This is a genomic window from Photobacterium sp. GB-210, from assembly GCF_003026075.1.
Classification (GTDB): Bacteria; Pseudomonadota; Gammaproteobacteria; order Enterobacterales; family Vibrionaceae; genus Photobacterium.
Genome location: NZ_PYNU01000022.1, coordinates 1 through 14,331 on the forward strand (window position 1 = coordinate 1; position 14,331 = coordinate 14,331).

General features: G+C 37.5%; 14 protein-coding genes. 8 read left to right on the top strand and 6 right to left on the bottom strand.

What is annotated here, in order from left to right; translation table 11 throughout:
• The 3 genes from C9J38_RS22090 to C9J38_RS17930 form a co-directional block, all read right to left on the bottom strand.
• Window positions 1-284: M35 family metallopeptidase (locus C9J38_RS22090; RefSeq protein WP_233218528.1), on the bottom strand; the 284-nt coding region annotated here is incomplete at its 3' end.
• A gap of 70 nt (window positions 285-354) precedes the next feature.
• Window positions 355-1,560 (bottom strand): acetate/propionate family kinase, encoded by a 1,206-nt coding sequence (locus C9J38_RS17925; protein ID WP_107208282.1) that lies wholly within the window; start codon window positions 1,558-1,560, stop codon window positions 355-357.
• Window positions 1,561-1,990: 430 nt separating this feature from the next.
• Entirely contained in the window at window positions 1,991-2,653 is a 663-nt protein-coding gene (locus C9J38_RS17930) for a CatB-related O-acetyltransferase (protein ID WP_107208283.1), read from the bottom strand.
• A 76-nt stretch (window positions 2,654-2,729) separates the two neighbouring features.
• Here C9J38_RS17930 and C9J38_RS17935 point away from each other — a divergent pair, with 76 nt between their 5' ends.
• The 5 genes from C9J38_RS17935 (at window position 2,730) to C9J38_RS17950 (ending at window position 4,957) form a co-directional block, all read left to right on the top strand.
• Window positions 2,730-3,185 carry a hypothetical protein gene (locus C9J38_RS17935; protein ID WP_107208284.1) on the top strand — a complete coding sequence of 152 codons (456 nt, stop codon included), beginning with the start codon at window positions 2,730-2,732 and terminating at the stop codon, window positions 3,183-3,185.
• 219 nt (window positions 3,186-3,404) lie between these two features.
• A complete protein-coding gene (locus C9J38_RS21810) occupies window positions 3,405-3,542 on the top strand; it encodes a hypothetical protein (protein ID WP_158259297.1) in 138 nt (45 codons plus the stop codon).
• 66 nt (window positions 3,543-3,608) lie between these two features.
• A complete protein-coding gene (locus C9J38_RS17940; protein ID WP_233217824.1) occupies window positions 3,609-3,980 on the top strand; it encodes a DUF333 domain-containing protein in 372 nt (123 codons plus the stop codon).
• Window positions 3,981-4,296: 316 nt separating this feature from the next.
• Window positions 4,297-4,560, top strand: coding sequence for a DUF333 domain-containing protein (locus C9J38_RS17945; RefSeq protein WP_107208285.1), 264 nt, complete (start codon window positions 4,297-4,299; stop codon window positions 4,558-4,560).
• A 31-nt stretch (window positions 4,561-4,591) separates the two neighbouring features.
• Window positions 4,592-4,957 carry a DUF333 domain-containing protein gene (locus C9J38_RS17950; RefSeq protein WP_107208286.1) on the top strand — a complete coding sequence of 122 codons (366 nt, stop codon included), beginning with the start codon at window positions 4,592-4,594 and terminating at the stop codon, window positions 4,955-4,957.
• Between the two features lie 58 nt (window positions 4,958-5,015).
• On the opposite strand, the gene C9J38_RS17955 is transcribed toward C9J38_RS17950, so the two are convergent.
• A complete protein-coding gene (locus C9J38_RS17955) occupies window positions 5,016-6,278 on the bottom strand; it encodes a tetratricopeptide repeat protein (RefSeq protein ID WP_107208287.1) in 1,263 nt (420 codons plus the stop codon).
• 592 nt (window positions 6,279-6,870) lie between these two features.
• Here C9J38_RS17955 and C9J38_RS17960 point away from each other — a divergent pair.
• Both C9J38_RS17960 and C9J38_RS17965 read left to right on the top strand, forming a co-directional pair.
• A complete protein-coding gene (locus C9J38_RS17960) occupies window positions 6,871-7,302 on the top strand; it encodes a YhbP family protein (RefSeq protein WP_107208288.1) in 432 nt (143 codons plus the stop codon).
• 372 nt (window positions 7,303-7,674) lie between these two features.
• On the top strand, window positions 7,675-8,391 hold the full coding sequence (locus C9J38_RS17965) for a PAS domain-containing protein (protein WP_107208289.1): 717 nt from the start codon (window positions 7,675-7,677) through the stop codon (window positions 8,389-8,391).
• 41 nt (window positions 8,392-8,432) lie between these two features.
• On the opposite strand, the gene pdxH is transcribed toward C9J38_RS17965, so the two are convergent.
• Entirely contained in the window at window positions 8,433-9,068 is a 636-nt protein-coding gene (gene pdxH / locus C9J38_RS17970; RefSeq protein ID WP_107208290.1) for a pyridoxamine 5'-phosphate oxidase, read from the bottom strand.
• A gap of 269 nt (window positions 9,069-9,337) precedes the next feature.
• Between pdxH and C9J38_RS17975 the strand changes: the two genes are divergently transcribed.
• A complete protein-coding gene (locus C9J38_RS17975; protein WP_233217825.1) occupies window positions 9,338-11,290 on the top strand; it encodes an EAL domain-containing protein in 1,953 nt (650 codons plus the stop codon).
• A gap of 874 nt (window positions 11,291-12,164) precedes the next feature.
• Here C9J38_RS17975 and C9J38_RS17980 read toward each other — a convergent pair.
• On the bottom strand, window positions 12,165-14,258 hold the full coding sequence (locus C9J38_RS17980) for a tRNA(Met) cytidine acetyltransferase TmcA (RefSeq protein ID WP_107208291.1): 2,094 nt from the start codon (window positions 14,256-14,258) through the stop codon (window positions 12,165-12,167).
• Window positions 14,259-14,331 lie beyond the last annotated feature (73 nt).

Sequence of the window (14,331 nt, forward strand, 5' to 3'; positions counted from 1 at the left end):
ATCAAAGAAGCAATGCCGCAACTCTTGGCATGAACCTGCTCTCGCTGCTTTGTAAGTTGCTGGGTGCCAATCGGTGCCTTAGTGGAGGCTTGAGCCGTATGCAGTGAAAGTTGCACGTACGGTTCTTCGAGGGACGGCACTCGGTAACGAGTGCCGCCTATCCGACAAAAATGAGTTAGCTCATGGATATATATAACTTCAGAGAATTGATGACATCTTCTGGTAACAACCAATAACGAAAAAACGGCTCGATGCAAAAGCAAAGAGCCGTCTTTCCGTTCCATATACTTTGGGGTTCCAAACCAAAGTATCGTCCGAGCCGTTCCACTCGGAAATCTAGTACGTCATTGTCACTTATGCGTGCAATAGCGCCATTGATTCTTTTGCAATTACCCACTCTTCATTGGTTGGGATAACCATTGCTAGTGGTGTATTTGGCTTAGTGATAATACCCTGTGCGCCAAAACGTGCAGCGGTATTACCTTCTATATCTTCTTGGTAACCAAAGATCTTCATTAAACGTAGAATTTCACTACGAATTGGCATTGCGTTTTCGCCGATACCACCAGTGAAAATGATGCCGTCTAGCTCATCAAGTGCCACCATGTATGATGCAATGTATTTTGCTACGCGGTACGTAAATAGCTCAAACGCGAGCTTAGCACCGTGGTGGTGAGGATGGCTTTCATCTTCCATTGCTTCAATAATGCCGCGACAGTCGCTTGTAAAGCCAGAAACACCAAGGAAACCAGAATTCGTAACGAGTTCTTTCTCTAGGCGCTCTTTACTCCAGCCTTTCTTTAATAAGTACTCAAGTATACTTGGGTCGATATCACCACAGCGTGTCCCCATCATTAAGCCGGCAAGTGGCGTGAAGCCCATTGATGTATCAATACTTTCACCGTTTTTAACCACACATACTGATGCGCCGTTACCTAGGTGAACAGAAATAAAGCTTGATGCGTCAACTGGCTTATTCACGACTTTCGCTGCTTCACGCGTTACAAAGTAGTGGCTTGTGCCGTGGAAGCCGTAACGACGGATGTTGTACTCTTTGCTAACTTCTTGAGAAATTGCGTAAGTATATGCTTTTTCAGGCATTGTTTGGTGGAATGCAGTATCGAAAATTGCATACTGAGACAATGTAGGGAATGCTTTGCTTGCTGCACGCATACCAATAACGTGTGCATGGTTATGTAGTGGTGCTAGATCGCTTAGCGACTCAATATCAGCGATAACTTTTTCATCAATCTTAACAGTATGATCAAATAAGTTACCACCTTGAACAACACGGTGACCCACAGCGACGATATTTTCTTTTAGACCAAGTTCGTCGACTAAATCGACAATACGATCAATCGCTTGTTGATGGTGATGATCTAAACCATCAAGCTTGTATTCGTGCTTTTCACCATTGACTTTCCAGCTAACCACTGCTTCAGGGAGGCCGAAGCACTCACCAAGGCCGCTTAACGTAGCTTCACCGTTGACAGTATCAATTAAAGCAAATTTAAGTGAAGAACTACCAGAATTGATTACAAGAACTAAAGAATTGCTCATGGTTATCTCATCAATATTTTTAAGGGCAAATTTCGGATATCACTATCCACCTTGAAGCTAGCTCACTGAAAATGTCGAAAAAGGTATCTGTCAACAAGCTGGCTCAACCATCTTACTCAATTTAATTTGAATATCTCAACTTTTGTTTTAAAAAAAACTTAAAAATTGAATTTTTACTGGTTCAGATCAATTTTTTAACTAAAAATCGATTTTTAAAGCATAAAAATTCATCTGAATTTCAAATTTAGTTGATCATTTACCGTAGAGTTAACCATAAAATACACATTTTCAGCATTGAATAATTGTAAATCAATGTAATTTTTTCAAATTAGACTGAAACTAATAACAAAAAGGCATATATAGAAAGGAAGCACATCAAAAAAGGAATGCTTTTATAAAGTAACTAAAAATAAGTTTTAAACTTACAATATTATTTTATGTTATCTAAATAATATTGATAGAGTTCATCGACCTGCGTACTACACATCAACGGCATTGCTGCTTTTAATGCAGATTTTGGCCAGTTCCACCACTGCATCTCTAGCAATAAAGCGATCTGTTGCTCTGTAAATCGTTTTTTAACACATCGCGATGGGTTACCCACCATAACAGAATAGGGTTCAACATCTTTTGTTACAACGGCACGAGTACCAATCACGGCACCATCAGCTATTTTTACGCCAGGTAAAATAACGCATTCAGCCCCGAACCAAACATCGTTACCAACAACCGTATCGCCCGCTCGTTGGATCCCAGTTTTGACGCCATCGCCAAATTCTTGGAAATCAAATGGGAATGTCGAGATCCAATCATGTCGGTGGCCTTGATTACCCGACAACATAAACACGACTCCTGTGGCAATAGAGCAATAACGGCCAATAATTAATTGATCAACATCACCAAAAATACCTGACTGCCAAGCTTCAATCGTGGATTTATCACCCAGTAGATAATGAACACATTGATCTTCAAAATGGTGCTGATGGTAGTAGCCAGAATAATAACTGTAATCTCCAACTTTAATATTAGGATTAGTGATATAACGGTTAATTTCATACCCTCCTAACCAAGAGGGAAAAATAGAGGATTCCATATCAAACCTTCTTTGTGTTTATTGGTGTAAAAAGCGTATTATTAATGTTGTATTAACCTTTTTGGATATAACCACAATGATTGCTCAACTCTATAACGCTTATTTAGGTGAACTTTATGGCATTGTTTTTTTTAAGACCTTTGCTGAAAAGTATAGTGACGATAGCCATAACAACAAATGGCAAACATTAATAAAGGTTGAGGAACTCACGGCGCAATGTTTAAAGGATGGACTGGAAACGTTAGGACACCCTTGCCCTGATTACGATCAAGATATGGAGAATAAAGGTCTTGCCGATGCTAATAAATGGCTTGCATTACCTTGGCAAGAGTTAGTCGATACCATGGTGCCATGGGTTGCTCCCTATCAGCAGCGCTACCAACAACAGGCTGATGAAGCCACAGAGCATCGCTATTTATTTACGTTAGTCGCTGATCATGAAAATGCGATTTATGATTATTTGCTGGCAGAACAACGAGGGGATAACAGCGCCCTTGATATATTGACAACATTTATTAATAAATACGCCTAATGATTTTATTAGAGCAAGATTCACCTTCCTCCTTGCTCTAATAACCTACTGATAATTAACAAATTCATTTTAATTCACATACTTTTTTCACAGCCAGATAACCAGACCCTTTCATTCCCCTGACATTTGAACGATGTTTTTAATTAACAATGAATAAAACACATTCAGTTGCTGAATACTCGCGATTAAACGAGGCTATTGTTTAACAAGGATTAGATTTTGAAAAGAAAGTACTCTTACTTTCTCTACTTACTGCAACATCATTCGTTGGCTGTAAATCATTACCTATTCGATCCAATGCAAACATGGCAAACCCTGCAGCAACGTATTGTGTTGATCATGGCGGTCAATGCTTAGACATGGACGGTTGTTCAACACACTAATTGATTGTCCAATTGCTCTATTATTAATATCGGAAGGTTAATGATGAAAAAATTACTACTTGTTGTTGGTTTACTGCTTTCAGGCTCTGTTTTTGCGTTTGGTAATCCAGCATCCGATTTCTGTGTACAACATGGTGGTCATGTTGAAATTCGTACTCCAATGGGTGGCGATGGTGAAAAAGGTTACTGTGTCTTTAACGACGGTAGCTCATGTGAAGAATACGCCTTTATGAAAGGCCAATGTAAACCTTCAGGTAAAACGCATAAACAAAAATTAGTCGACCACTGTGTTAAAAAAGGTGGATTTGCAACCGGTGATGTATGTAAATTTGCTAAATGGAATACAACATGTGATCTAGAAGACTTCTACAATCACAAATGTAACCGTAAAAAAGGTAATCGCGTTTACTAAGTAATTAATCTCTTCCCCCTGATTAATCACTTTTAAACAATGCAGCTTAGCAAATGTTAAGCTGTATTTTTTATCTTCAAGCTTTTCCTCTTATTTCCCCTTTCCTTATAACCGTACATTAGCCATTAATCATATATATTTATCGTCAATGAAGCATTTACTATCCGTCACCATTAAATAACCGGCAACCTTACTGAGAGTTATTTTTTGTCATTTCGCTGACATTCGAACAGTGTTTTAAATGCACAATACGCTCAAATCATTCATCACGTGAATGGATATAAAACGAAGCCATCGTTTACATAAGGATTAGATTATGAAAAAGACATTATTGCTACTTTCTCTTATTGCTTCAGCCTCATTGGTTGGTTGTAAAACACTACCTACTCAACCAACTGCAAACATGGCAAATCCAGCAGCAACATACTGTGTTGAACATGGTGGCAATTATCAAATCACAACGAATGAAGATGGTAGCCAAGCTGGCGTCTGTCATTTCAAGAACGGTAGCCAATGTGATGGATGGGAATATCTACGCGGTGAGTGTAAACCCGCTGCTGACAAACCAATTTTGTACTAATTTCAGTCATTATTAAAAAGAGAAAATTAACATGAAAAAGTTTTTATTACTGATTGGACTATTAATTTCAACGGCCGCTTGTGCTGGCGGTCCGCACGGAAATCCTGCTTCTATCTATTGTGAACACCATGGTGGTCAATCCGTTATTGTTGATGGCCAAGGTTACTGCCGCCTACCTAGCGGTCAAATGTGTGATGAGTGGGCTTACAAAGAAGGTAAATGTTCACAGCATGCACAAGACAAGAAACAAAAATGGGTGAACTATTGTGTAAAACACAAAGGGACTGCTATTGGTAATAAGTGCCACTTTAATAAACAAGGTACGCAATGTAGCTTGAAATCCTTTTATAATGGCTCTTGTAAAAAACACCACCATAAACACCCGAAAGTATATTAGTCCTCTGAATCATAATATTAAATAAAAACAGCTCAACAGTGGTTGAGCTGTTTTCGTTTTACTTCTTTGTTTCATCGCTAGTTATCGATGTTGTTTGAAGCATCATATCTGACGATGATCCCCATGATGTCGTCCAATCATCCACTTTCATTGCTGGCTTTTCGTTTGAATTATCCGTTTCTATCGCGTTAGCGTCTGTCATCGATATTGCTATCTCTTCTTTTATTGATGTTTCATGATCATCACTCATGTCATCGTGAGTCTCGCCCAATGATTCAATATCAGCAAGGGTTGGACGATACCCTTTTCGGCCATAGCAATTATCTAATAAAGTAATAATCGAATGAGGAGTAACAGGCTGTTTCTTTAGAATTTTATAGATTTCCTTCGCAATATTTTGAACATTGAGGATCGATTCAATACCAATGAGAGGCGCGGCTTCATCTCTTGCTACTCTTGCTTTTTTATAACCGCCAGCATATGCCATTGAAAACCAAATATAAGCAATCGCGGCATTATTTGCACATGCGCCTAAATACATTTTACCTGCAAGATATTGTGCTTCTGGATGATCATGTTCCGCTGCGCGCTCTAACCAGTATTTGACACGATCCACATCCTTTTCAACCCCCAATCCAACTTTATAACAAAATGCTGTTTTCATTAATCCATCAAGATCATTGTGTTTCGCCGCTTGTATCCGCCAATAAAAGGCTTGTTGAGGTAAGTAATGATCGGTTTCTTCAGCAACATACCAATCAGAAAGAAACAGTGCAGCAGGAAGAAACTCTTCAGTTGCTGCTTGCTGAATATAATCGATACCCAAAGTAGGATCAGCCTCTACCCCTTTGCCTTGGATCAGTAACAAGCCAAAATGAAACAGTGATTCAGGTGATTTTTGCTTTACATCAATAAACGCTTGCCAGTAATTGGCTTTTAGCATTGCTTGTTGATCCAAGGGATCTCGACGATACAAACGTGCCAAAGCATATTGCGCCATTTCATTATCTTGCGCTGCCGCTTTTTCGTACCACTCAATTGCCGCAACAGGATTCGTCACCTCACATTCTTTTGCTAAAGATAATTGACTCGGTATATGCCCTGTACTGGCTTTAAAAATTTTTTCTTCTCGTTCCGCCTTTTTGGCCTTCTCTAATACTTGTTTATATTTAATGTCTTTCAGTATTTGCTGCTGCTTTTCTTGCTGCTGCATATTTCTGGTAGCAAAGTAACGTGAAATTAACCAGCCTAAAACGATAATAGGAATAATAAACAGCCAAGTAACATCAAACATAATCACTAACTCAAGTCGCGGACGCATAGGAGTGATTATCGGCTAAGACACAATAAACTAAAGTCACTGTCTATAACCATTAGACCTTGATCATTGTTCCAGTATTTTCATTGCCAATATTGCGATTTAAACGACTATTCAATTATTTTATTACTCTATACACCACTAAACCTGACTCACCACCTACGAGCACGCCCTTTAAAGACAAAAGAATAATCTTAGGAGCACGTCAGGCTTTACCTCCACGGATCACCTAATAGGTCCTTGTCTGAATTTATTCTTTCTTGACTTAAGATCGCGGGAATTACAAGTGTTCCATGTCGGAATATTCCATGATCATGCTTCCATACCTCTCGACGCTCACTGAATTCATATTCATAAAATAGGTATTAAAAAGTCGCTGATTTCCTTTATTTTTGTCTGATTTACTCACAGGATCATCCTTGATCATCTTTCCAGTCCATTTGACACTGACCGTTAATTCAGCTCACATGATCATCGTTCCGTTATAAAAACAAAGAGTTAATTCATCTATGGTATGAAAGAATCTGTTGTGTATATTGTTCTTATCAAGCAGGTAGGGTAATCATTAACGAAATAAAACAATAGGGGCACTGATATGAACGAATTAAAACATATTCAACACTTTATTGCCGAGCACCATCTACTGACATTATGCGCTAGTTTTAACGATAATATTTGGAGTGCTAACTGCTACTATGTTTTCGATAGTGACCATATGATGCTGTATATCATGACTTCTCCAGAGACACGTCATGGAAACCTAATGCTAAAAAACCACCGTATTGCAGGTACTATCGCACCTGAACCTAGTGACGTTAGTGATATTCAAGGTATACAGTTTTCTGGTCAGATTAATTTGATCGATTCAAGCAATGAACAACAAGCATTAGCGTTATATTATGCAAAATTTCCGATAGCGAAAAATCTGCCATCTTCAATCTGGCAAATAGCATTAAATGAAATAAAAATGACAGATAATCGTATCAAATTTGGTTTTAAACTTAACTGGCAGAGACATCAGCTTTAAATGTGTCATAACGTTAGAAGATAGTTAGGAGAGTTAGAATTTTGTCAATAGGTGATTTCCCCCCTATTTTGTTAATAGAAGCTTAGTTATAGTTATGCTTGTTCGTTATTTAAGGTGATTTCACCTAGAAAACGAGCATTATCCAAAAGGATAAATCAGCGAAAACGATAATGTACCTCACTTCGTTTTTCTGATTATCTCTTCTACACGTCGTACAGAATTATGCTCCTAGAGCCAATTCTTGTTTTGCCGGCCATATTGGCCGGCTTTTTTTATATTTTTGTCTAATATATAAGCATCTTATTACCTATATATTTACAAATACGATAAAGTGACTAGAATGTTTTCGCTGACTGTATTTTTAGGCAATATATGAATAATAAAAACGCCTCATTTTCACCCGAAATTTTTGATCAGTTACCTGGCTGCTGGGGTTGCAAAGATATCAATTCAACATTTGTTTATGTAAATCCTGAGTATGGAAGAATGGTTGGATTTGATAATCATTTAGATTGTATAGGTAAAACGGATTATCAAATGCCTATAACATCGACAGATTACGCAGATAAATATGTTGAACAAGATCAAATTGTAATAGAAACAGAGAGAACAATTCGTGTGCTTGATATTCATCCTTATCATGATGGTAAGTGGCGCGCTCACCTTTTTACTAAAACACCATGGCGTGATCATAATAATCAAGTAATAGGGACTATTTTTTCAGGTATTGAGTTAACAGACACAGCTGTATTAGAAGTTGGACATTGGTTGTGCCGTGCTATAGGGATAACTCAACAGCAAAAAAATTCTTCTATGTTAAGAATCAACATCAAAAAGGAAGACATTGGATTAAATACTCGAGAATCTGAAGTATTATTTCTTCTATTGCATGGGAAGAAACCGCAATATATCGCGAATACATTAGGTGTTTCTGTCAAAACAATTGAGAATTATGTTTTGCGCTTACGAGAGAAGTTTAATGCCAATTCTAAAGGTGAGCTTTTAGATTTGGCATTAGAATTAGGTTATGGTTCAAACATTCCAGAAAGTATGTTGAAAACACAGTTGTCTATTGTTTTAAAAGATTAAATACTCCATACAATAAAAGAGTAGTTATCTGCTCTTTATTGTTATGGTGCTAATCGATCAATTGTCCATTCTTCATTATTATCGTGATATAAAAAACGATCATGTAAACGATGTTCGCCACCTTGCCAAAATTCAATCGAATTGAATTTAACGCGAAAGCCTCCCCAAAAGGTAGGTACAGGTACCTCTCCTGCTAGAAATTTTTGTTTCAATTCAAAATATTTCCCTTCCAATGCTTGTCTTGCTGTTAAGCGTTGGCTTTGTTTACTCGCCCATGCTGCAACTTGGCTTTCTTTTGGACGAGAAGAAAAATAGCTTAGCACTTCACGCTTTGATAACGCTTCAACATGTCCGGTAATATGTACTTGTCTTTCCAACATATGCCATGGGAAATGCAAGCTGATTTTATTATTAATGGCTAGTTGCTGAGCTTTACGACTACCAAGGTTGGTATAAAATACAAAGCCATGCTCATCAAAGTGTTTTAGTAAAACAATACGTTGAAAAGGTTGTCCAGAAGCATCGACGGTAGCAACCGTCATTGCAGTGGGATCAGGTAACTGTGCTTCTACTGCTTGCTTTAACCATCGTTCAAATAAGACGAGTGGATCACTCGGTAAATCATCTCGTCGTAGACCTCCTTTGGCATACTCCCTGCGAATATCGGACAACTCCATCTTTATCTCCATAAAGTATAAATAATTTATTCTCTACAATATTGTGACTTCCTTTTGGAAGCAAACACTATTTTCTTATGAATATTAGTCTTGTTTGCAAAAACAAATAGACACATCTATCGAATTTCAACAATAAATAACAAAGAGTACAGTTGCAAGATGCGACTTTTGATAAATTAGACTAATACAAAATCAATGATTTAGTCAGCATAAGATATCTCTCTTTTACTGTTTATGTTGGGCTAGTACTCTACTTTGGTGCTCAGACTATGACACTCTTTAAACGACAAATAATAAGTATTACAACACTCATGTGTTCTATACTTGGCATTTCTGCAGGTACGCAGTTGTATACTGGCTATCATGTAATTAGTGATCAGCATATAGCGACAGCTCATGAAGATATAAATCGTGCGCTTACTACATTACCGGATAAATTATCAATTATTGACAGTTTAATAATTTCACGACAGCAAGAAGAACAACTTGTTGATACGCTAAATTATTTATTTCCTGCACAACAATATAACCACGCATCGTTGTTACTTGCCGATTCAACACCTTTGATACGAATAGATAATAACCGTGATATCACTAATGTTCCACAATGGTTTCAATCTTTAATTAAGATCCCAGAACATATTGAAAAAAGAATAATAAATAATGACAATTTTGATGTCGGTATCCTAGCCCTGAGCGCGTCATCCCGCTGGGCATATACAAAATATTGGCAGTTATTTAGTAACACCCTTATTTCACATTTATTACTCATGCTTCTTGGTGGCTGCGCGATTTACTTTATTAGTAAAAAGCATTTCACATCGTTACGCACGCTAACCAACCGTGCGTATAACATAGATAATCTCAATCAAGCACCTTTAGCATTGCCTGATGAATCAGATATTAAAACAATAGTAAGAGCTTTTAATAAGCTTAGTTATCAATTAGATGTCAACTTTAAGAGTCAAGCAAACGAAGCCGTAAAACTGCGAGAACAAGCTTATCTTGATCCTATCTCTGGTTTAGGCAATCGAAGTTTCTTTATCCATCAAATTAGCTCTTGGTTGGATGAATCACATAAAGGTGGATTAGCACTAATCCAAACAACGCTAATCAGTGATTATTATGAGCAGGAAGGCTATCAAGCGGGTGATAAACTGATAAAGCAAATCGCAGCACGTTTGAATGATGTCATTAATTATAATTACACCACGATAGCACGCTTATCTCGTGATGAATTCGCCATTCTTATTCCTAACCTATCTTCTGAAAAGTTAGAATTGCTTGGAAAAATGGTGCTTAAAATATTTGATGATATCGTTAATAATTCAAATTTAGTTAGCCCATCAACCACAGATATTGGATTGGTTTATAACGAAGCGCAAATTACGCCAAGCCAATTATTAACCCAATTAGATAACGCATTAACACAAGCAAAGCTTACTCCTCATAAATCCATTGCTTTAATAAAAGATCCTAATAGCCATAACAGCTTAGGAAAACAACAGTGGAAACAATTACTGGAGCAAGCGATAAATGAAGATTTATTTCAATATAAATTTCAGCCTGCAACATTAGAAAATAAAAGTGTTTACCATTATGAGGTTTTCACCGCGATACAAAAAGATAAGAACTTTTATTCAGCTGGTCAGTTTTTAGGTGCTATAGAAGATTTGAAGATCGGCAGTTGGTTTGATCGACATGTCATCGTAACCATAGTTAACCGACTTAATGCCGATAGAACAATAGGTCCATTTGCAATAAACATCACTAACAGCAGTATTGGCGATCCGAGTTTTACTCGCTGGTTAGATAAACTATTGAGTAATAATACGCAGATAGCCTCTCGACTATTTTTTGAATTACAAGAAATCAGTTGTATCAGAAACACTGATGCGACAAGCCTGTTGTGCAGTATTATAAAACGCTACCACTTTGGCGTGGGAATAGATAACTATGGACGTCATTTTCAATCATTAAATTACTTAAAAGAAATTAATCCTGATTACGTCAAGATCGACTACGCATATACTTATCAATTAAATGACCAAACAAAATCAAATGTATTATCTTCCATATGTCGAACCGCACATAGTTTAGATATTAAGGCTATTGCAACTCGCGTTGAAACAGAAACACAGTTAGAACGGTTATCTGATTTATTCGTAAGTGGTTATCAAGGCTTTATTACTGAAAAATACACACAGTTAGAATCGGCGTAGGTCATTTACACTGTAAATATTATTTCCCCCGAAAACCAGTACCTTTGTACTGGTTTTTTTTAATTTCTATTTATTATCTAACTGATTCAACTTATAGGATGCAAATGGTTATCACAGCTTTTAATTTCAAGAAAGCAAGGTGAAGGTTCTACCTTATTTTAATCACTCTAATCACGGTTTGAATTGGACAACGGCAAATAGGTGCACTTTCAATTCCCAACCTATCAATGCTTTAATTGTTACCCCTTCTTTTATCGTCTTATCGATTTTCACAATATAATTCATTCTCGAAAAATAATACGAGTTAGAACTGGTTCTTCATTTACAGTGTAAATATAGCACTTCAACTTTAGCATCTAGCATCTAGCATCTAGCATCTAGCATCTAGCATCTAGCATCTAGCATCTAGCATCTAGAAAATATTAATAAACAATTAACCATCATTCATTATATTTACAGTGTAAATACTCGTCAGCAATTTAAATATTTACACTGTAAATTATATATACATTAGATTGCATATATAATTTACAGTAAGGACATACGTTATCACCCAACCTTTCAATTAAATAAGTGAGTACCAGCTACCTCTTCCAAACGCCACAAATTAATATAAAAATATTTTTCGACGGAAGAAATAAAAAGCACCATTCTACGGTAAAAATAAAATATACAAGGCAAGTTCTGTAGAGGCGCTTAGAAGTAAGAAGTAAGAAGTAAGAAGTAAGAAGTAAGAAGTAAGAAGTAAGAAGTAAGAAGTAAGAAAAGAATAAACGGGTAATTTACAGTGTAAAGTGAATATCCAATTTACACTGTAAATAAAAGAGAGAAACAATTTACACTGTAAACAGTACTCCCAAAATCGAAGCCATCACTAGATAAGATTCTCGCTGACAAATTGGCGAAGAATGCTTTCTGCTTGTTTTCGTCCAGTATATTTGAACGTAGAGATAACATCAGTCCAAGCTTGGCGCTGCATCACTTTTGCGATTACAAAAAACAATTCTTCATTTCGAGTACAATCATCACTTAGTAAATAAGATGATAACCTTGTTTCAATACTTGCAACCACATAATCATAGCCTAACGCCCCCAAACAAAAGCCTTTAAGTTGAGACTGAATAAAGGGTTCAGGAAGTTGATAATCAATTGATTGAGTCTTCCCATTTCTATATAAACGAAGAAATAATTCAGGTGCTAGTTGTTGGAACTGTTCTACTCTTTGAGCGCAAAAACTCGCAGAAAATAAAAGAGCAGCATCATTGAACCAAGAATCATAGCAGTAAGGATTGAATACCTTAACGCAGAGTAATGAATGAAGCCCACTGGCCGCATCTCTATTTATGCCTAAACGAATAGGAGTAAAACCTGCGTTATGCCAAAAATTTACTAGTTCATCAGAAGCACCAAAACTTGTACCAATATAGTCAACGCCGCACGACAAAGCGTACTTCTCAGCACGAGATAATAACTGATGACCGATCCCCTGACGATGAAGTGCCGGTAAAACAGCAATACGTAATATTCGATAACAAGACTGTTTCGCTGCCGCTTTTAAACCTAGGTGTGCTGCGATAGATTGCGCTAATAAATGCCCTTTGATTCTTCGCTGTCCAAGCATAACCGCTTGCGCTAAATCCTCATCAAACGCGCCTTCTTTGACGAGCAAACAACAACCAATCACGTGTTGTTCCGTACGGGCGACGAGTAGGTGTTGGCTAGCATCATCAAGAAGTTGTTGAACATCATTGGGAGAGGTTTGGTAGTGGGCATGAATTAATAAACCAACTATTTGAGACAATAAATTTTTATTGGCAACAAGCTCTGACTTAGTAACGCGTTCATAAGAAATGGTCGCATCAGATAATGTCTCTATTGTTGAGTACTCTGCATTAAGCAGTAATGCATTGAAAACCCACTGCTCTAACGGATCGTTGACTTGCCAACGAATAGGTTGCTCAATATGAAGCGCTTTCCACTGCGGCATTTTTTTATTGAGGGCTTGCTTAAATTTAATTTCAAAACCACGCCCTGTCCCTTCATAACCATGAATCGTCGTGGCAAAGACTAACCGATTATGTCGATTTAATAACGCGATCAAGGTATCACCAGGAATCGCTGCAGCTTCATCGACAAGAATAAAATCAAAATTATCTGCAACATCACAAATAACATCTTGCGCAATAAAATGTAGCTCACTCCCTTGGCATAATAAGCGATGAGGGTGAGTGGTATCAGCGTCAACCAAGCGTTGCTGGGCATGCGAAAAAACGGTAGATGCACAAGAAAAAGAAGGAGACGTCACCGCAATTTTCATTTTACGCGTTAGCATTAATTCAGCAGCAGCAATACCTAACGATGACGATTTACCTCGCCCTCTATCAGCCGATAAAACTAACGGGCGCTTCCTATGACCAACAGCAACTTTGATAATGGCATCTACCGCAAGCTCTTGTTGTTGCGATAAGCAAAACCGAGGAGCACTAGAGATAAAATCAACACTATTAGGTGACTGGTGAATCCAAGGTTTAAATATCGGAATAGGCGTATCTTGGCATAACGTAATCACATCAGGATCTGCACACAATAATGATAGCCGCTTCATAAATGGAGAAATATTAGCATCGCTTTTCCATCCAAGAGGTAAGAGTAATAACATTACCCCGCCCCCTTTTATTGTGCCGGACAACGCACCAATAACATTCGCATCAATACCGTGATGAGCGTTAATTGCAATACAATCTGTTTCTTGTCCCAACCACTTTTTCGCTGTTTTAAAAGGACAATGAAGCATAGAGTCAGGCGCATTATCACCCGCCCAAAGCATCGCTGAATAGTGTTCAGAAAATACTTGCGTGATCTGAGTTGACCAGCAAAGATCACCTTCAACAATAACAAGTCGACGGCAATTAGCTGCAAGAGAGTCCCCATGAAGCTTAGAAATAAACGTAGGAAGAAGTGATAACATACAATAACCTGAACAACATGATTGCTGAGATCATAACATGTGAAACAAAATTGAGATGAAAAAAAACCACGCT